Source organism: Micromonospora sp. NPDC053740 (genome assembly GCF_040677775.1).
Taxonomy (GTDB): domain Bacteria; phylum Actinomycetota; class Actinomycetes; order Mycobacteriales; family Micromonosporaceae; genus Micromonospora; species Micromonospora alfalfae.
In genome coordinates, this window is sequence record NZ_JBFASO010000009.1 from 258,802 (window position 1) to 277,837 (window position 19,036).

Here is a 19,036-nt window from a genome sequence, read left to right on the forward strand (position 1 = left end):
CTCTCGACTCGGGCGGCTCTACCGGGTGGTGCTCGCCACGGCGCGGGAGCGCCACAGCAGCCAGACGAAGTACGGGGTGCCGATCATGGCGGTGACCAGGCCGGCGGGGATCTGGGCCGGCGCGATGACCGTCCGGCCGAAGGTGTCGGCGATGCTGACCAGCGCCGCGCCGAGCAGGGCGGCCACCGGGAGCACCCGGGAGTGCCGGCCGCCGACGAGCGCCCGCGCGGCGTGCGGGGCGACCAGACCGACGAACCCGATGACCCCGACGGCCGAGACGGCGGTGGAGGTGAGCAACGCCGCCGCGCCGAGCGCGATCAACCGGGTGCGTTCCAGCCGGACACCCAGCACGCGGGGGGTGTCGTCGTCCAGCGCCATCAGGTCGAGCTCCCGGCGGGCGGCGACAACGGCCGGGGTGAGCACCAGCAGGGCGATCAGCACCGGCAGCACCTGGGTGGGCGTCCGACCGTAGGTGGAGCCGGACAGCCAGGTCAACGCCTTCCCGGTGTTCCACGGGTCGAAGGCGACCACCAGGTAGGTGATGACCGCCATGCCGCCCTGCCAGGCCCCGAAGCCGATCAGCACCAGTCGGTCGGAGCTCAGTCCGCCGCGCCAGGCCAGGCCGTAGACCAGGGCGAACGCCAGCATCGCGCCGAGTCCGGCGACGCCGGAGACGGCCCACACTCCGGCCAGCGGCACGAAGGTGAGCAGGGAGACCGCCCCGAGCCCGGCGCCCGCTGTGATGCCGAGGATGCCGGGTTCGGCCAGCGGATTGCGGCAGACCGCCTGCACTGTGGTGCCGGCGACCGCGAGCGCCGCGCCGGCCAGGACCGCCGCGGCGACGCGCGGCCACCGCTGGTCCAGCACAAAGGTGTACGCGGGCCCGGTGGTGCCGTTGACCCAGTTGACGACGTCCCCGAGCAGCACCCAGGTGTCACCGGCGAGCATGCCGACCGTCACGGCGCAGACGCTCAGGACGGCGGTGACGCCGCGGTGGAAGGCCGCGGAACGGACGGCCGCGTGACCGCCCGGCGGACGACGGGTGGGGCCGGCGTCGCGGTGCCGGCGGGCCAGCCAGATGAGGATCGCCGCGCCGAACACAGTGGTGACCACGCCGGTGGGGATGTCGACCCCGGCCTGCCCGCCCATCACGGCTCGCAGCAGCACGTCGGAGCCGAGCACGATGATGACCCCGGCGATTCCGGACAACGGCAGCAGGACGCGGTGCCGGTGCACCCCCGGCACCACAGGGGCGAGCAGCCGGACGATCACCGGTGCGCACAGGCCGACGAAGCCGACCGGGCCGGTGAGGGTGACTGCCGCGGCGGAGAGCAGCACGGCCAGCACCATGACGGTGAGCCGGGTGCGCCGCACGTCGAGGCCGAGCACTGTGGCGGTGTCGTCGCCGAGGGCGAGGATGTCGAGGCGGTGCCCGAGCAGCACGAGCACGACGGCGGCACCGACGATCACCGGGGCGAGTTGGGTGAGCGCGGTCAGGTCGCTCTGCACCAGCGAGCCGTTCCCCCAGGCGAACAGCCCGATGGTGGCCTGCTCGAACAGGAGCAGCAGCAGGGTGGTCACCGACCCGAGCGCCAGCGCGGTCGCCGAGCCGGCGAGGATCAGCCGGGTGGTGCCGGCCTGCCCACCCGAGGACATCGCCATCACCAGGCCGGCGGCGGCCAGCCCGCCGCAGAAGGCGAGACCGCCGGCGGGCAGCGCGGGCAGCGAGACGCCGAACGCGGCGACGGCGACGATCGCCAGGTGGGCGCCCGCGTTGACCGCGAGGGTGTCGGGGGACGCGAGCGGGTTGCGGGCGATCGACTGCAACGCCGCCCCGGCGAACCCGAGCGCCACGCCGATGGTGAGCCCGGCGAGCAGCCGGGGCAGCCGGGACGCGATCAGGACGCGGGCCGCCTCGTCGTCGGCGCCGGTCGTGAGGCGCAGCAGGTCGAGGGCCCCGACGTTCGAGGTGCCCTGGGTGAGGTGGACCGCGCCGACCACGAGCAGCAGCAGGAGCGCGGCGACGAAGACGACGGCGATGCGGGGCACGGCCGGGCGTCCGCCCGGAGCCGGCCGGGTGGCCGGCTCCGGGCGCGGGGGCGCTTTCAGCACGCTCACACCGTGTACGTCTTGACGAGTTCGTCGATGTACTGCTTGCCGGAGAGCGGACCGCCGAAGGTCCAGATGCCGTTGGGCATCTTGTGCAGGTTGCCCTTCCGCACGAAGGGCAGCGACGTCCAGATGGCGTTGCCGGCGAGGCCGTCGGCGAACACGTCGTCGCCGTCGGAGGCGTTGTAGAAGAGGTGCATGTTCGGGTCCTTCAGGACCGTCATGCCCTCGACGTCGGTCTGACCCAGGCCCCACACCTCGTCCGTCTTACCGGTCCAGGCGTTGGTGAGGCCGAGTTGGATGCCGATCTGGGAGACCAGCGCGCCAGTGCCGAACATCCGGATGCTGACGGTGCTGCCCTCCTTCCAGCCGTCGGCGATGGCGAACGGACGGCCGGCGGCACCCGCGTCGGTGATCTTCTTCTTGCCGTCGGCGATGGCCGCGTCGAAGTCGGCGAGCAGCTTCTCCGCCTCGGTGGTCTTGCCGACCGCCTTCGCGATCATGTTGAGGTCGGTGCGCATCCGGCCGAGGTTGTCGGTGGCGTCACTGCCCTTGGCGACCACCACTGGCACGAACTTCTCCAGTTGACTGACGATGGCGGCGCCCCGGTCGTCCTCCATCACGACGAGATCGGGCTGGAGGGCGACGATCGCGTCGACGCTGGGCTCCCCGCGGACCCCGACGTCCTTGACGCCCGGATCGAGCTTCGCGGAGGTGACCCAGGTGCCGTAGCCCTTGGGGTCGGCGACACCGACGGGCATGACGCCGAGGCTGACCAGCAGTTCGACCTCGCCCCACTCAAGCCCGACCACCTTGGTCGCCGGCGTCTTGAGGGTGATCTCCTTGCCCCGGCTGTCGGTGACGGTGACCGGACCGCCGGACGCCGAGGCGGAGGTGTCGGGGGCCGCGGCGTTCTCGGTGGTGCCGCAGGCGCCGAGCGTCAGCGCGGCCACGACGGCGATGAGGGCTGTGAAACGGGTACGGGTCATGACGGTCTTTCTCTGCTGTGGATGGGGGTGTTCAGACCAGGGCGCGGATCTGGTGCCGCCCGACCGGGCGGGTGGTGACCAGTCCGTTGACCGGATCGGTGGTCACCTCGATGCGGATCCCATAGGTCTCGGTGAGGGCGTTCTCGGTGAACACCGTTGCCGGGGTGCCGGTGGCGCGGACCCGGCCCTGCTGCAACAGGACCACCTCGTCCGCCACGGCGGCTGCCTGGTTGAGGTCGTGCAGCACGACGCCGACGGCGACGCCGTGATCGTCCGCGAGGTCGCGGACCAGGTCGAGGATCTCCACCTGGTAGCGCAGGTCGAGAAACGTGGTGGGTTCGTCGAGGAGCAGAACCGGGGTGTCCTGGGCGAGGCAGGTGGCCAACCAGACCCGCTGCAACTCGCCTCCGGAGAGTTCGTCCACGGGACGGTCGGCCATCGCGGTTATGCCGGTGACGTCCATGGCGCGTGCGATGGCGGCGGGACCGTCCGGGTCCTCGGTGCGCCAGCGCCCGCGGTAGGGGTGGCGGCCGTAGCCGACGACGTCGCGAACTGTGACGCCGCTGGGCACCGGCCGGCTCTGGGCGAGCAGGGTGACCCGCCGGGCGAACTCCCGGGCCGCGAGGCTGGCGGCCGTGACGCCGTCGGCGAGGTGCACGATTCCGGCCTCGATCGGGTGCAGCCGGGCCAGGGCCCGCAGCAGGGTGGACTTGCCGCTGCCGTTGGGCCCCACCAGTGCGGTGACGGCACCCGCGCGCAGGTTGATCACTGCACCGTGCACCACCGGCACACCGTGATAGCCCAGCTGGAGGTCGACGCCGGACAGGCTGCGCTCCCCGTTGACCGACGCCAACTCGTTCTGCATGAGGTTAGGCTAACCTAACTGAAAGCCGGCCTGTCAAGCCGGTCGCAGGGCCGTGACAGGCCTGGCGTACCGGTGGTCGTCGGGTCTGTGCGCGCGTGGGGGATGCTGGGTCCGTGCACATCGCGACCCTCGGCCCCCTCGCCGTCGACGGCCAGCCCGTCCGGGGTGAACGGCTCGCGGCGGTGCTCCGCGCGCTCGTCGACGCGCGCGGGCGGGCGGTCTCCGTGAGCCTGCTCGTGGACGCCGTCTGGGACGGCGCGCCACCGGACGACGCGACCGGCGCCGTCCAGGCGCTCGTGTCCCGGGTGCGCCGTCTCGGGCTGCCAGTGGTCGCGGTGCCGGGCGGATACCGCCTGCCCACCGAGCAGATCACCGTCGACGCGGTCGAGGCGCGCACGCTCGTCGATCAGGCCGGCACCATGCTCCGGTGCGGTGACGTCAGTGCCGCCCGCGGCCTGGCCGACCAGGCGCGGGCCCTGTTCCCCGAGGTGCCGGAGTTGGCCAGCGCCGAGGACACCCGCCTGTTCGCGGAGGTCGCCGCGCTGCGCGCGCAGGCGGCACTCGCCGGCATGGGCCCGTTCGACGAGGTCGACCTGGGCCGACTCGTCGCGCGGACACCGCCGGACGAGCCGTCCGCCGCCCTGCTCGTCCGGGTGCTTGCCGCACAGGGACGGGAGGCCGAGGCGTTGGAGGTCGTCGAGCGGCTGCGCGCCGACCTGGCCGACCGCTACGGCACCGACCCGTCGCCCGTGATCACGAGCGTCCACCTGGCGTTGCTGCGCGGTGAACTCACCGCACCACCCGTCGCGGCGCCGCCCCGGCAACAGGCGCGGATCACGCTGCCCGCCGCGTGGCGCCGCCCCATGGCCGCCCTCGTGGGACGGGAGCGGGACGTCAAGGCCGTCACCGACGCGCTCGCCGAGACACCCGTCGTGACGGTCGTGGCGACCGGCGGGGCGGGCAAGACCCGGCTCGCCGCCGAGGTGGCCAGGCGTACGGCAGCGGGTGGGCAGGCGGTCCGCGTGATCGAACTCGCTGGCCTGCGCTCGCCCGACGAGGTGCTGCCCACTGTGCTCGCCGCGCTCGGCGGTGCGGACACCACGGCGACCGGCGGCAACCTTGGCCTGGAGCGGCGGGTCCTCAGCCCCGAGGAGCGGCTGCGCGCAGTGGCGCCGGACCTCGACGGGCTGGTGGTGCTGGACAACTGCGAGCACGTGCTCGACGCGGTGGCAGTCGTCGTCGCGGACCTGGTCGCGGCGGCCTCGCCGGAGGTCGCGGTGCTCGCGACGAGCCGTGCCCCACTGGGCCTGGTCGGCGAGCTGGTGCACCGGCTGACCGCGTTGCCGGACGCCGACGCGCTCGCGCTGGTCGAGTCCCGGGCGCGGGCCGGTGGCGCCGTGCCGACCTGGGACACCGAGCGGGCGCTCGCCCTGTGCCACCGGCTCGACAACCTGCCGTTGGCCCTCGAACTGGCCGCCGCGCGACTGCGGCACATGCCGATCGACGATGTGCTGGCCGGGCTGACCGATCGGTTCGCGCTGCTCGACGACGCACTGCGCGGCCTGCCCGAGCGGCACGCGAGCCTGTGGGCGCTCGTCGACTGGAGCAGGGAACTGCTCGCCGAAGCCGACCGTGACCTGCTCCAGCGGGTCGCTGTCATCCCCGCGCCGTTCACAGCGGACCTCGCCGCCGCCGTCGCGCAGACCCCGGACGTCCGTCGCGGCCTGGCGACCCTCGTCGAACAGTCCCTGTTGACCCTGGTCGAGGGGGATGGTCCGCCGCGCTACCGGATGCTCGAAACGGTCCGTGAGTACGGCGAGGCCCGGCTGGACGCGGCCGGTGCCCGGGATCAGGCCATGGCCGGCCTCGTCAGGTGGGCGCGGGAGCAGGCCGTCGCGCTGGCCGGCCGCTTCATCGGCCCCGGCCAGGTCGAGGCGCTGCACCGCTGCGCCGCCGAGCAGGACAACCTGGTCGCGGGCCTGCGGTGGGCAATGGGAGCGGACGACGAGCCCGCCGCCGTCGACGTCGCCACAGCGCTGTTCCACCTCTGGTCGGTGCGGGGCCTGCACCTGGAGGTCCTCGCCTGGGCGCGCGGGCTGCTGCACATCGACGACCCGCAGCGGCGGCTGCGGTCGGCGATCCTGCGCGGCGCGGCCAGCGGCCGGCCACTGCCCCACGCCGACCGGCTGGCCTGGATGTGCGTGGTGATCAGCGTGAACGCCGGCGTCAGCGCCGATCTGCGACCCGCCGTGCTCGCCCGGCGGGCGCTACGGACGCTCCAGACCGAACGCCCCGGCGAGGTGTCGTCCCGGATGACCGCCCTCGCGTCGGCGCTGCCCGGCTTCGACGCGTCCGATCTGGAGCAGAGCCTGAAGAGCGCTACCGAGATGGTCGTGCACCCGGACCCGTACGTGCAGGGGCTGGGGCTGTTCGCGCGCGCGGCGGTACGGGAGAACGGCGGCCTACCGGAAGCGTCGATCAGTGACGCCGAGCAGGCCTACCACCGCTTCGAGGCCGCCGGCGACCACTGGGGCATGGCGATGGCGGCGGGTGCGGTCGGGCAGTTCCTGGTCCCGGGCGGGGATGCCCGGTCGGCCGAGTGGCTGACCCGCAGCGTCCGGCACATGGAACTGGTCGGCGCCACGCAGGACGCGCGGTCGATCCGGGTACGGCTGGACGTGCAGCTCGCCCTGACCGGCGACGCGGAGGCGGAGCGGCGACTGGGCGAAACCGCCGCGCTGGGCCAGGCCGAGCAGATCGACGCCGCGCAGGCGCTGCTCGGCCTGGCGCACCTCGCCTGGCAGCGTGAGCGGTACGACGAGGCGCTCGCCCGCGCCGACGAGGTGACGCGTGTCCTCGCCGGCTGGGTCGGGCCGCAGCCACAGCCGCGCGTGATGCTCCGGGCCACGGCGGCGATCATCTACCTGCGGGTGGCCCAGGTTGGGCGGGTGTCGGGCACCGATGCCACCGTCCAGGCGGCCGCGATGCTGTCACTCGCCCGCGACGACGCGCTGACCTCACGGGACCTGCCGGTGATCGGGGCGTGGGCGTCGGGCGGCGCGGAGTTCGCGGCGTACCGCGGCGACGTCGACACCGCCCGCGAACTGGCGGTGCTCGCGAAGCGGATCGGCACCCAGATCGAGATGTTCTTCCCCTTTGAGAACGGCGAACGGCTCAACGCCATCCTCGGGAGCGAGGAGCAGCGTGAGCCGTTGCTGGCCGCGTGGCGCGAGCGGCCACCCGCCGCGGCCGTCAGCCGGGTCCGCGAGCTGATGGACGACCTGCTCGCGTAGGTCAGATCTTCTTGCGGTACGCCCGCAGGGCCAGCGGCATGAACACCGCGACGAAGCCGGCGCACCAGGCGAGCGTCCACCACACGTGGTTGCCCAGTGGGGTGCCGAGGAACAGCCCGCGGACCGAGGCCACCAGGTGGGTCATCGGGTTGACGTCCACGAACGCCTGCATCCAGCCCGGCAGGGTGTCGGCGCCGACGAACACGTTGGACGCGAAGCTCAGCGGCATGATCAACGCGAACATCACACCCTGCACGGCACCCGCGGTCCGCACCTTCATCGACACCAGCACCGGCAGCCAGCTCAGGCAGAGCGCGAACAGCACCGCCAGCAGACACCCGGCGATCGCCCGGAACGGGTCGGTGTCGATCCGGAAACCCATCACGTAGCCGATCGCGAGGGTCGACACGGTGACGATGACGTACCTGACGACGTCGCCGAGGACCGCGCCGACAAGTGGTGCGGAGCGGGGGATCGGCAACGATCGGAACCGGTCGAAGATGCCCTTGGCGATGTCGGTGTTGAGGTTGACGCCGATCGCGATGGCGCCGGTCGCGATCGTCTGCGCCAGGATGCCGGGCAGCAGGAACTGCAGGTAGTCGTGAGTGGAGCCGGCGACGGCGCCGCCGAAGACGTACACGAAGATGATGAGGAACAGCACCGGTTGCAGTGTGACGTCGATGAGCGCCTCGGGCGTACGCCAGGTCTTGATGAGGCTGCGCTTGGCGAGCGCCAACGAGTGCCGGACCAGTCGGAACGGCCGAGGGTTCGGCGTGGTTGTCGAGAGTGCGCGGCTTCGCGTGGGCGCGGTGTCGGTCAGAGTGCTCATGCCGCGACCTCCGTGGGGCGGGTGGTGGTGTCGTCTTCGGACGCCGTACGCCCGGTGAGGGTGAAGAACACCTCGTCGAGGCTCGGCAGGTGCAGGGAGAGTTCGGTGACCGCGATGCCGGCCGTGGCGAACCGCGCGACGCTCTCGGTGAGGGCCGCGTCGTCGGTCACCGGCACCGCGAGCACGCCCTTGCGGATCTCGTCGGCCTGCGCCCCGGACCCGACCTGGGTCAGGATCTCCGCGGTGCGGGGCAGCTGAGCCGGATCGGACGGCCGGACCTCCAGGGTCTGGCCGCCGACCACCCGCTTGAGCCCTTCGGGCGTGTCGTGCGCGATGACCCGGCCATGGTCGATCACCGTGATCGCGTCGGCGAGCGCGTCGGCCTCCTCCAGGTACTGGGTGGTGAGCAGCACCGTCGAACCGTTGTTGACAAGCGAACGGACGACGTCCCACATGTCCTCGCGCTTGGCCGGGTCGAGCCCGGTCGTCGGCTCGTCCAGGAAGATCACGTCGGGGGAGCCGACGAGGCTGGCGGCCAGGTCCAGCCGTCGCCGCATGCCGCCGGAGTAGGTCTTGGCCTGACGGTTCGCCGCGTCGGTCAGGTCGAACCAGTCGAGCAGTTCGGCGGCCCGCCGCCGGGCGCCGGCGCGCCCCAGCTCCAGCAGGGTGCCGAACAGCTCCAGGTTCTGCCGCCCGGTCAGGTCCTCGTCGACCGAGGCGTACTGGCCGGTGAGGCCGATGCTCTGCCGAACGCGCTCGGCGTCCCGTACCACGTCGAAACCGCTGATTCGGGCGGTCCCGCCGTCCGGGGCGAGCAGGGTGGAGAGGATGCGCACGGCGGTGGTCTTGCCGGCGCCGTTGGGCCCGAGCACCCCGAGCACCGTCCCACGGGGTACGGCGAGGTCCACGCCCTGCAGCGCCCTCGTCTTCCCAAACGTCTTCACGAGGCCCTCGGCCTCGATCACCAGGTCAGCTGTCATGCGCCGAGTCTGCGCGGGCCCGCTGACACCACCCTGACACGCCACCGACACGGGCTGACACGGGCTGACACCGGGGCCGAGAGTCAGGGCGGTCAGATCCACACCGACGGTCGGCGTCACGATATGCTGGCCACGGCAGAGCGCCTGCCAGCGCCCGATGCGGTGGCCCACGTCTGACCGCATGCCTGGGGCCAAGAGTCTCCGACTCCGCGCCGATGTGTCGACTTCCGGCGTGCCGGTCACGTCGCCCGTTCGGTGGAGTGCGTGGGGCTGCACCGGAGGCGTCATGTCTGATTCCATCCCCCGACGGACCCCGGCCCCGGGACGCGCCCGCAAGCGCGCCATCCGAGAGCATGCAGCGCGGGCCGGCGTTGCCTACTCGGAGGCGGCCCGGCAACTCGAGTCGGTCGGCCTCCGACCCGGCGAAACCCTTTCCCGGTACGGGCGGACGATCTATCCGATCGGGTTCGACCCGCATCGCCAACTGCTCGTCGAACGCCGTGAGCGGCGGTCGTTCGAGGAGCGGGTGTCGGACACCAGGCGGGCCGCTGCCCTGCCTCATGGCCGCGCGCAGCACCTCGTCGAGCGGTTCCCGCCCAGCCGTGGGCGTACCGGCAGCGGGGTGGGCCCGCTCTATCACGGCCAGGGCCGCGAGGAACTGCTCGCGATGTTGTACTTCGTGATCGTGGCCGATTCGCCAGGGTTGCTGCCCGAGGTGGGGGACCTCGCCTGGATCGCGGAACTCGGCGAGGACACAGCGCTCGACACGGCCTGCGCCGAAGTCGACCGCGAGGCCCGCCGCCTGCTCGACCAGGAGCCACTGGCCCTCTGGTCGAGCATCCAGAAGGCGCTGACCGTGGCCGAACGCAGCGTGGACGGGCAGGTTCGCCAGGAGGCGATCCGGCAGACCGCGCTGCTGAGCACGATGATGACGCCGCGTCTGGGATACGCGGGCGAGCCGTGGGTTCCGGGGTTGCCCGTCGCCTGGGTCCGGCAGATCCTCGATGCGCTGCTCATCGTCGCCGACGACGGACACGCGCCGGGCACCCGGGTACGCCTGCTCACGCAGCCGCACGACGCGCGGTCGGCCACGATCGTCGGTGCCCGGTGGGGTTCCTCCGGTCCGCCGGTGGGCTATCTCGTGTGGCTCGACGGAGCGACAGCGCCGGTGTCGGCCCGCCCGGACGACCTGATTGTCCTGGCCGACCAGGAGACCATTCCGCGCTGAGCCACGATCCTCGACTCCATGATCCACGAGGCCAGCCCGCCCACGAGCCGCGATCTTGCGCTTTCTGTCCCGACATAGGGACCATCCCACGCGAATCGGCGACCGAAAGTGCAAGATCGGCGGGCGCGGGCGCGGGCGCGGGCGCGGACATGGGCGCGGACATGGGCGCGGACATGGGCCGGCCGGGCTCCCTCGCGAGGGAGCCCGGCCGGTGCGATCGACGCCGTCGTAGAGCTGTCCGGAGCGCAGCGGGGGGGGGAGGTGCTGCGGCGGGAGAGGTACGGGCGGCGTGACCGCGCTCCGCGCGGGGGTCCACCTGCTCAGCTCGGTAGGCGGCCCCGCGTGGAGACGAAGTGGTACGACATGACGGCGAATCCGGGGTCACCGAGCAGCCGCCGGAAGGCGTGCAGTTGCTGGGACGACAGCCCGGCTGCCAGCAGGTCCGGCTCCAACTGGCGGGAGTTGGTCTCGTAGAGCGACGTTCCGGTGGACCCGCCGGCCCAGCTCTGCGAGTGCGTGATGGTGTCCAGGTCGGTCAGTCCGGCGAGGGCCATCTCGGTGTGTACGTCCTGCGCCCAGCCCAGGTCGGCGCCGTGGTCCTCCAGGACACCCATCATGGCGTCCATGACCTGCGCGAAGAGCTTCGCGGCGTCGTCGCTGGGCGCGGTCAGCACCCGCTGTGGCGCTGTGCAGTCGAACTCCTCGACCACCAGCCACCCGCCGGGCGTGAGCGCGCCGGTGAGCGTGCGCAGGACCCGTCGTCGATCGGGGAGGTGCAGCAGCACCAGCCGGGCGTGGATCAGGTCGAACGCGTCCCCCGGTGGCGGTTCGGTGCGCACGTCGTGCTGGCGTACGTGCAGGTTGCCCTCGGCCACGAGGTGGGTGGGGTCGATGTCGGTGGCCAGCACGTGGCCGTCGTCGCCGACAGCACGGGCCATCCGCCGGGCCATCGAGCCGCCACCGGCCCCGACCTCCCAGCAGGTGGCGCCCGGCTCCAGCACCGGGCGGGCCAGCCGACGCGTCGTGATCGGATCCAGGAAGGACTCCAGCGCGTGCATCTGGGGCACGGCGTCCGGTGCGCCGTTGTCGAACGTGTACGTGTCATCGCTCGTAGCGGTTGTCATCGGTGTCTACCTCTCCGTGAAGGGTCGGGTGACTACGGGGTGTCGGCCCAGAGCCGAGGGGTCGGTCGGTTGGCCGGGGGCGCAACGGCGGCGACGCTCAACATCGCCGCCAGTGGGGCCGGATCGCGGCGGGCCTCCGCTGTCGGCCGGTCGTAGACCACCCGGCCGTACTCCAGCACCGCCACCCGGTCCGCGAGCTCGATGGCGTGCTGGAGTTGCTGCTCCACGAGCAGCACGGTCAGGCCGTCGGCGGCGAGACCGTTGACGAGTTCGCGGACCCGCGCCGCCAGATCGGGCGAGAGGCCCTCACATGGTTCGTCGAGCAGCAGCACCCGGGGTTGGCCGAGCAGCGCGCGGGCTATCGCCAGCATCTGCTGCTCACCGCCGGAGAGTTCGCAGCCGCGGTGTCGCAGCCGCACCGCCAGCCTCGGCAGCAGTTCCAGGGTCCGGGCCACCGTCCAGCCCTCGCCGCCGGAGGTGGGGGCCCGCCACGGCGCGGCCGCCAGGTGCAGGTGCTCGGCCACCGTCAACCGGGAGAAGACCCGTCGGCCCTGCGGGACGAGACCGACGCCGGACTGGGCGATGCGATGCGGTTGCCGGCCGGCGACGTGCACACCGCCGATCTCGACGCGACCGCTGGACGCCCGCACCAGCCCGGCGATGGTGTGCACGAGTGTGCTCTTGCCCGCCCCGTTGCGGCCCACCACGGCCTGGATGCTGCCCGGGCGTACCCGCAGGCTGACCTCGTGCAGGACGATTCCCCCGCCGTAGCCGGCGCAGAGACGATCCACAGTGAGCATCAGGCCACCCCGTCGGCGTAGGCCTGCCGCACCAGCGGCGAGGTACGGATCTCGTCAGGTGTGCCGGCGGCCAACGTCTGACCGTCGCGCAGCACGGTGACGGTGTCGGAGAGGGCGTACACCAGGTCCAGTCGGTGTTCGACCAGCAACACGGCGACCGCCCGGGGCAGCGCCTGGAGCAACTCGACCAGCCGGCCGACCTCGACGGCGGACAGCCCGGCCGCCGGTTCGTCGAGGAGCAGTAGGCGGGGGCGACCGGCCAGGGCCATCGCGATCTCCAACTGGCGTCGTTGCCCGTGCGCGAGGTGCCCGGCGGGCACCGCCGCGACGGCGGTGAGCCCCATCTGATCCAGCAGCGGACCGGCCAGGCGTTGCGCGGCGCGTCGGCGTCCGCCCGGCCACCACCGGCGGCGGCGCGGGATGATCCGTGGCAGCGCGGCCACCACGACGTTCTCCGTCGCGGTGAGCGTCGGAAAGACCGCGGGTCGTTGGTGGATGCGGTTGATGCCCCGCCGGGCCCGGGCTGCCGGGCCGAGTCGACCGACGTCCCGTCCGTCGAACCGCACCGTGCCGCGTTGCGGCCTGGTGGACCCGCCGAGCACGTTGAGCAGGGTCGTCTTGCCGGCCCCGTTCGGGCCGATCAACGCGTGCCGCTGGCCGTCGTGGATGCACAGGTCCACGCCGTCGAGCGCGGCGAGCGAGCCGTACCGCACGCTGATCTGCTGGGCTTCCAACAGGCCGGTCATCGGTGCAGCTCCGCAACGGTGGCCTGATCAGGGGCGGCTGGCTGGTCCGGCCGCAGCGTCGGGACGCCCGGCGGGCGAAGCCGACCCCGGGCCCGGTCGACGCCGGTGGGCAGCAGGTAGACAGTCGCCACGAACAGCGCGCCCAGCACCAGTGGCGCGTGGCCGGGCAGCACCCCGAACAGCCAGTCCCGGACGGCGATGACCAACGCCGCACCCACCAGGGCGCCACCCACCGAGGCGGTGCCACCGATGACGACACCGAGCAGCAGCAGCGCGGACGTGTCGAAGCCGAAGTCGGCGGGGGAGATGTACTGCTGGGCGACGACCAGGAGCGAGCCGGCGGCACCGGCGATCGCCCCGGCGGCGATGTGCGCGCCGGACAGGTGCAGCGCCACCCGGTGTCCGCTGGCCCGCAGCCGCGTCTCGTCGTCGCGGCCGGCACGCAGCACCAGCCCGGCCCGGGTACGCAGCAGCACCAGCACCGCGCCGACCAGCGTGGCCACGACGGCCAGGGCGTACAGGTAACGGGCCTGATCGTTGGCCAGGGCCGGGAGCCCCCAGAACGGGCGGACCGCTGGGATGCCGGCCAGCCCGTCCGTGCCACCGGTCACCGACCGCCACCGCCCCAGGACGATGACGACGAGTTCACCGATGGCCAGGGTGATCATCAGGACGATCACCCCTCGGGCGTGCACGACGAGCGGCACTGTGAGCGCGGCCAGCAGGGCCCCTGCGGCCGCCGCGACGACGAGCTGCACGACGCCGACGTCGGAGACCCGGCTGCCGACCACGGCGCACGCGTAGGCGCCGGCCGCGTACGGTGCGGTCTGGCCGAGGGTGGGCATGCCGGCGACGCCGGTGAGCAGGGCCACGCTCACCCCGACCAGTGCCAGCGCCAGCGTCCGGGCGAGGATCGCCGTGGTGTAGTCGTCGACCATCCAGGGCGCGACGACCAGGCCGACCAGGACCAGCGCCGCGATGCCGCCCCGAACCCGCCGGATCACCTCACCTCTCATGCCGTCCTCCACCTGCCGGCCAGGCCGCGCGCCCGCACGGCCAGCACGGCCGCCATGGCGGCGAACAGCAGGAACGGCGCGGCGGACGGCAGCAGCGCCACACCCAGCGTCTGGATCTCGCCGATCGCGAGCGCGGCCAGCAGGGTGCCCGCCATCGACCCGAGACCACCGAGGACGACCACCACCAGGGAGAGCAGCAGCACCGTGTCGGCGGTGCCGGTGCCGGGGCCGATGATGGGCGCGCCCAGGACCCCGGCCGCGCCGGCCAGCGCACCGGCGGCGGCGAGCACACCGGCCCGGATCCGTGCCGGACTCACGCCCAGACAGGCGACCATCTCCGGGTCGTCGACGGCCGCCCGGACCAGCATCCCGGCCCTGGTGCGTCGCACCACCAGGTAGAGGGCGACGGCGAGCACGGCGGCGACGACGATGAACACCAACCGGTACGCGGCGTAGCGGTGACCGGCGACCGTCACCGACCCCTCCAGGGCCGCGGGCACCTGGACCTGCGGGTTGTCGGGCCCGAAGCCGGCGACGAGCAGGCTGCCGCCGGCCAGCGCCACCCCGAACGTCAACAGCGCCTGACTCAGGTGATTGCCGGCGGCGACCGGTGTGAGCAGGCCGGCCAGGAGCACCCCCGTCGCGGCGGCGGCCAGCACCCCGACGGCGAGGGCCAACGCCAGGCTCGCCCAGCCGCCGTCGAGCAGCGCCGCGGCGGTGTACCCGCCGATCGCGTAGAGCAGGCCGTGCGCCAGGTTGAGGATGTTGGCGACGCCGAAACAGAAGACCAGGCCCGACGCGGCGACGAAGACGAGCAGCCCGTAGGCGACTCCGTCCAACGCCGGGATCAGGTACGGGTCGATCCGGTTCGTGCCGGCCGCCACAGCTATCACCGGCCGACGGTCGCGAGGTCACCCACGACGGTGTTGGACAGCGCCCGGCCGTCCTGGCGGACCTGCCGCAGGTACCACTTCTGCACTGGGGAGTGCGTGGTGGTGGAGAACTGCCAGGTGCCGCGCGGGCTGGCGATCTGGCCGAGTTGGCCGATGGCGGTGTTGATGGCCTCGGGGGTCGGGTCGCTTCCGGCGGCGCCGATCGCCCGGTCCAGCACCGCCGCCGCGTCGTACGAGGCCAGCGCGTAGGTCGTCGGCGAACCGTCGTGCTTCGCCTTCCACGCGGCCACGAAGGCGCGGTTCTCCGCATTGTCCAGGTCGGGCGAGTAGTTGAGCACCGAGTAGATGTCGCGGGCGGCCTCGCCCTGCGCGTTGAGCACGCCGCCCTCGGTGAGGAACCCGGCCGCGAACAACGGGATGTCCTTGATCTCGGACTGCGCGTACTGCTTCACGAAGTCGACAGCGGCGCTGCCGGCGTAGAAGGTGTAGACGGCCGCCGCGCCCGAGGCCTTGATGCGGGCGAAGTACGGGAGGAAGTTGGTGGTGGCCGGGAACGGCGTGAAGGTCGTCTTGCCGTCGGCGTTCGCGAGCTTCCCGCCGATCTTGCCGAACGCGTCGGTGAAGCCGCGCAGCTCGTCCCAACCGCCCTGGTAGTCCGGGCCGATCGCGTACACCGAGCCCTTCACGTTGTCGCGGACGTGCTGGGCGATCGCCGCCCCGGGCTCGTCGGAGAGGTACGAGGTGTGCCAGACCCGGGAGACGTCCTTGAGTTCCGGCCTGCCGTTGGAGCCGACCAGTGGCACCTTGGTCTCGTTGAGCACCGGTGTGACTCCGGCGACCGAGCCGCCACCGACGATGCCGGTCAGTGCGGACACCCGGTCCTGCTTGAGCAGCTTGGTCGCGGCCGGGACAGCGGTCTGCGCGCCGTTGCCCTCGTCCGCGACGACGAGGTCCACCTGCCGGCCGCCCAACTTGCCGTCGTGGGTGTCCAGGTAGAGCTGGAAGCCGTCGCGGATCTCCGTGCCGACCGCCTGGTACGTCCCGGACAGCGACGCGAGCAGGCCGATCTTTATCGAGCCGCCGGCGCTCGTGCCCGGAGCGTCGTCGCCGCAGGCCGTGCTGGTGGTCAGCACGGCGGCGAGCAGCGCGGCGGTGAGGGCACGGCTGCGCCAAGGCGTGGTGAGAGGCATGTCTAACTCCAGAGGAAGGGGAAAGGGGTCTCCGGCGTGGGGGTGCCGGGGTGGTCAGCGGCTGCGGGCGAGCGCCGCCCGGGCAGCGGGGGTCAGCGCGTCCCCGATGCGGTTGGCCAGCTCGGTCATCTCGTAGGAGACCTTGCCCACGTCGCACTCGGGCGCGGCGAGCACCAGCAGCGATGCGCCGTCGTTGAAGGCCATGGAGAACATGAACCCGCCCTCGAGCTGGGTGACGTTGGAGATCACCGCGCCGGCGTCGAAGAAGGCCGCCGCCCCCCGCAGCAGGCTGACCAGCCCGCTGCCCGTGGCGGCCAACTGGTCGGCCCGGTCCGGTGGCAGGTCGCGGGTGGCGGCCACCATCAGGCCGTCGCTGGAAATGGCGATCGCGTGGCTGACCTCGGTCGCGCGCGCGGCGAAGTTGTCCAGCAGCCAGCCGAGATCCTGTTGGTCGGTCACGTGCTCTCCTGTCGCGTCATTTGTTACCGAGGTTGATCGGGGTGCGCCGTCGGTTCGCCACGCCCCGCGCGTACGCGGCCATCGCCGTCGCCACCTGGGCCGGGTCGCGGTACTCGGACCGTTGCTGCTGCTGGGGCACTGTCACACCGCCGGGCACGAGGTGCCGTTGCGGCTGTCGTTTGGGCAGGCCGGAGTTCGTGGTCGTGGCGACCTCGGGGGTGTGCGCCTGAGCGGCCGTACGCCAGGCGTCGTCGGCAGGGCTGGACCACTGCTGGCCGTTCTGGCCGTCGACGACGTCGTTCTGGAACCAGTGGTTGACCTGTTCGAAGATGAGCAGCTCCTCGGTGGGCGCGTCACCCCGGTCAGGGGGTGGGGGAGCCGGTCGGAAGACCGGCGCGGCCGGCAGGGTCCGTTCGGTCGGCTGGCGACCGGCGGTGGGCTCGGGGCGCGGCTGGTACGGCGGCGGGCTGGGCGTCCGCGCTGCCCGCCGCGACAGCCTCCCGGGCGCGAGCAGGTACTCCTCCGGTGGCAGCGACCGGATGATCGCCGCGGGCAGTGTCGCCTCGGCGAGGATGCCGCGTCGGGGGCCGCGTCGCAGTTGGACTGTGGCGCCCAGCCGGGCCGCGAGCTGACCCACGACGACCAGGCCCATCGCCCGTACGGCGGCCACGTCGATGGCCGGTGGGTGGGCCAGCAGTTCGTTGAGCTGCTGCATCCGTTGCGTGGACAGCCCCACACCCTCGTCGCTGATCTGGACGATGACGCGGTCTCCCAGGCTCCGTCCGCTCACCCAGGTCTCGCTGCCCGGCGGCGAGTACGTGGTGGCGTTGTCCATGAGTTCGGCGAGCAGGTGCACGACCTCGTCGACGGTCTTGGCGGCCACCGCGACGTCCCCGTCGATCATGCCGAGTCGGACCCGTGCGTAGTGCTCGATCTGGGACAGCGCTGCCTGGAGCACCTGTTGCAGGGGAACGTCGCGCTGGCGTACGCGACCCACGCCGACACCGCCGAGCACCAGCAGGCTGGCGTTGATCCGGCCCATCCGGGTCGCCAGGTTGTCGAGTGTGTACAGCTGGTCGAGCCGGTCGGGGTCGGTTTCGTCCCGCTCGACCAGGTCGACCTGGGCCAGGACCGCGTCGACCAGTCGCTGTTCGCGGCGGCTCAGGTGGATGAAGATGTCGGCGGTGTTGGCGCGCATGACCGCCTGTTCGGCGGCGGTCCGCACGGCGGCCTGGTGCACGGCGCTGAACGCCTGCCCCAGTTCGCCTATCTCGTCGTCGCTGGACGGTTCGAGGGCGGCGCTGGACTGCTGTTGGGCAAGCTTCTGTGGGTCGACGGCGGCGCTGCCGGGCTGTTGGAGTTGGGCCACCACGGCGGGAAGCTGTTCGAAGGCAACGGCGTTGGCGGCGTCCCGTAGCCGGCGCAGCCGTCGGGTGATCTGCCGTGCGACGGCCCAGGTCACCAACGCGGTCAGGATCAGGGCCAGGAGGACGCTGGCTGCCTCGGCCACGGCCCTGCGGCGCTGGTCGGCGTGCGCGGCCCGAACGTCGTCGCGGACCGCGTCGTCGACCCGGGCGCGCAGGTCGGCCAGCCGGGCGGCGCGCGTCTGGGTGGTGGACACCCAGGCGTCGGTCTCCAGTTTCAGCTGCGCTCCCGGCTGGGCCCGGGACACCTCGTCCTGCATCCGTTGCAGGGTCAGCGCCTCCTTGCCGGTGCCGGCCTGCTCCCACCAGATGCCCCACTCGGCTGGGGCGAGGGCCAAAAACGACAGGCTCGACTCGGTGTAGCTGGTGCGGGCCGCTGTGATGTCCTGCTGCATGGCCGGGGTCAGTTCGCCGCCCGCGACGGCGCGTAGCACGGCCACCTGTTGCTGGCCGATGGCCTCGGCGGTCTTCGACAGCGCCGCGGAGGCTCGGATCCCGTCGGCGAGTGGGGCGTCCACCACGCCGTGTGAGACGTTCTCCCGGAAGTTGATGAGATCGGCGATCGCGATGCGGTAGCTGAAGGTCATCGCCGACACCGACGCGTGCGTGGCGGTGCGCACCTGGGTGCGCAGCGGGGCGAGGCCGTTCAGAGCCGCGTCGATGCGCCGCAGGAGTGCCGACCCGGCGCCGTTGTCGGTGGACAGTCGGTCACGCTGCCCGCGGTAGCGGGCGACGGCGTCATCGGTGGCGGCCATCTCCGCGCCGAAGGTGTCCTGCTGCTCCGGCCGGGCATAGGTGAGCAGGTCGGCGGCGGCGATGCGTTCGCGTTGCAGGCGGTAGGCCAGGTCGCCGGCCTCGGCACCGACCTGCGCCAGGATCTGCAGGTCGCTGGCGCGGGCGGTCTGGCGTGCGCTCTCGGTCAGCGCGAGACCGGCGAAGCCGATCACGGCGACGAGTGGGGCCACGACGATGAGGCGCATCCGGCCGGCTATCTTCCAGCCGCGTCGCCGGGTCGGGTAGGGTCTGGCCGCGTGGGACCGGGTGCTCGACGCCAAGATTGACTCCCACGACTCGTCGATGACGGTCTATCC

At 72.5% G+C, this 19,036-nt stretch carries 15 protein-coding genes; 2 read left to right on the plus strand and 13 right to left on the minus strand.

Going from position 1 to position 19,036, the window contains the following annotated elements:
• Positions 1 to 18 precede the first annotated feature (18 nt).
• From AB0K35_RS23920 to AB0K35_RS23930, 3 genes are read right to left on the minus strand one after another with little or no spacing between them, the layout of a single operon-like run.
• On the minus strand, positions 19 to 2,109 hold the full coding sequence (locus AB0K35_RS23920; RefSeq protein WP_363887851.1) for an iron ABC transporter permease: 2,091 nt from the start codon (positions 2,107 to 2,109) through the stop codon (positions 19 to 21).
• Positions 2,110 to 2,114: 5 nt separating this feature from the next.
• Positions 2,115 to 3,098: an iron-siderophore ABC transporter substrate-binding protein gene (locus AB0K35_RS23925; RefSeq protein WP_238668468.1), complete on the minus strand. Its 984-nt coding sequence runs from the start codon at positions 3,096 to 3,098 to the stop codon at positions 2,115 to 2,117.
• A gap of 31 nt (positions 3,099 to 3,129) precedes the next feature.
• Positions 3,130 to 3,963 (minus strand): ABC transporter ATP-binding protein, encoded by an 834-nt coding sequence (locus AB0K35_RS23930; protein ID WP_238668467.1) that lies wholly within the window; start codon positions 3,961 to 3,963, stop codon positions 3,130 to 3,132.
• A 113-nt stretch (positions 3,964 to 4,076) separates the two neighbouring features.
• Between AB0K35_RS23930 and AB0K35_RS23935 the strand changes: the two genes are divergently transcribed.
• Positions 4,077 to 7,256, plus strand: a complete 3,180-nt coding sequence (locus tag AB0K35_RS23935) for a BTAD domain-containing putative transcriptional regulator (RefSeq protein WP_363887685.1) — start codon at positions 4,077 to 4,079, stop codon at positions 7,254 to 7,256.
• Between the two features lies 1 nt (position 7,257).
• Here the strand turns inward: AB0K35_RS23935 and AB0K35_RS23940 are convergent, their stop codons facing one another.
• Together AB0K35_RS23940 and AB0K35_RS23945 are read right to left on the minus strand one after the other, a co-directional pair.
• Complete coding sequence (locus AB0K35_RS23940; protein WP_238668465.1) at positions 7,258 to 8,085, minus strand: ABC transporter permease; 828 nt, start codon at positions 8,083 to 8,085, stop codon at positions 7,258 to 7,260.
• A complete protein-coding gene (locus tag AB0K35_RS23945) occupies positions 8,082 to 9,065 on the minus strand; it encodes an ATP-binding cassette domain-containing protein (protein ID WP_238668464.1) in 984 nt (327 codons plus the stop codon). Before AB0K35_RS23945 ends, AB0K35_RS23940 begins: the two co-directional genes overlap by 4 nt.
• A gap of 286 nt (positions 9,066 to 9,351) precedes the next feature.
• Here AB0K35_RS23945 and AB0K35_RS23950 point away from each other — a divergent pair, with 286 nt between their 5' ends.
• A complete protein-coding gene (locus AB0K35_RS23950; protein ID WP_363887688.1) occupies positions 9,352 to 10,293 on the plus strand; it encodes a hypothetical protein in 942 nt (313 codons plus the stop codon).
• Between the two features lie 320 nt (positions 10,294 to 10,613).
• Here AB0K35_RS23950 and AB0K35_RS23955 read toward each other — a convergent pair whose 3' ends face one another.
• The 8 genes from AB0K35_RS23955 to AB0K35_RS23990 are packed head-to-tail and all read right to left on the minus strand — an operon-like array spanning position 10,614 to position 18,925.
• Positions 10,614 to 11,417 carry a methyltransferase domain-containing protein gene (locus tag AB0K35_RS23955; RefSeq protein WP_363887691.1) on the minus strand — a complete coding sequence of 268 codons (804 nt, stop codon included), beginning with the start codon at positions 11,415 to 11,417 and terminating at the stop codon, positions 10,614 to 10,616.
• Positions 11,418 to 11,449: 32 nt separating this feature from the next.
• Positions 11,450 to 12,217: an ABC transporter ATP-binding protein gene (locus AB0K35_RS23960; RefSeq protein ID WP_357366011.1), complete on the minus strand. Its 768-nt coding sequence runs from the start codon at positions 12,215 to 12,217 to the stop codon at positions 11,450 to 11,452.
• Positions 12,217 to 12,963: an ABC transporter ATP-binding protein gene (locus AB0K35_RS23965; protein WP_363887694.1), complete on the minus strand. Its 747-nt coding sequence runs from the start codon at positions 12,961 to 12,963 to the stop codon at positions 12,217 to 12,219. The genes AB0K35_RS23960 and AB0K35_RS23965 overlap by 1 nt, the downstream gene beginning before the upstream one ends.
• Positions 12,960 to 13,979: a branched-chain amino acid ABC transporter permease gene (locus AB0K35_RS23970; RefSeq protein WP_363887696.1), complete on the minus strand. Its 1,020-nt coding sequence runs from the start codon at positions 13,977 to 13,979 to the stop codon at positions 12,960 to 12,962. The genes AB0K35_RS23965 and AB0K35_RS23970 overlap by 4 nt, the downstream gene beginning before the upstream one ends.
• A complete protein-coding gene (locus AB0K35_RS23975) occupies positions 13,976 to 14,872 on the minus strand; it encodes a branched-chain amino acid ABC transporter permease (protein ID WP_357366007.1) in 897 nt (298 codons plus the stop codon). The genes AB0K35_RS23970 and AB0K35_RS23975 overlap by 4 nt, the downstream gene beginning before the upstream one ends.
• A complete protein-coding gene (locus AB0K35_RS23980; RefSeq protein ID WP_363887699.1) occupies positions 14,869 to 16,062 on the minus strand; it encodes an ABC transporter substrate-binding protein in 1,194 nt (397 codons plus the stop codon). The genes AB0K35_RS23975 and AB0K35_RS23980 overlap by 4 nt, the downstream gene beginning before the upstream one ends.
• 54 nt (positions 16,063 to 16,116) lie before the next feature.
• Positions 16,117 to 16,521: a roadblock/LC7 domain-containing protein gene (locus tag AB0K35_RS23985; RefSeq protein WP_030490280.1), complete on the minus strand. Its 405-nt coding sequence runs from the start codon at positions 16,519 to 16,521 to the stop codon at positions 16,117 to 16,119.
• A 16-nt stretch (positions 16,522 to 16,537) separates the two neighbouring features.
• A complete protein-coding gene (locus AB0K35_RS23990; RefSeq protein ID WP_363887702.1) occupies positions 16,538 to 18,925 on the minus strand; it encodes a nitrate- and nitrite sensing domain-containing protein in 2,388 nt (795 codons plus the stop codon).
• Between the last annotated feature and the right edge of the window lie 111 nt (positions 18,926 to 19,036).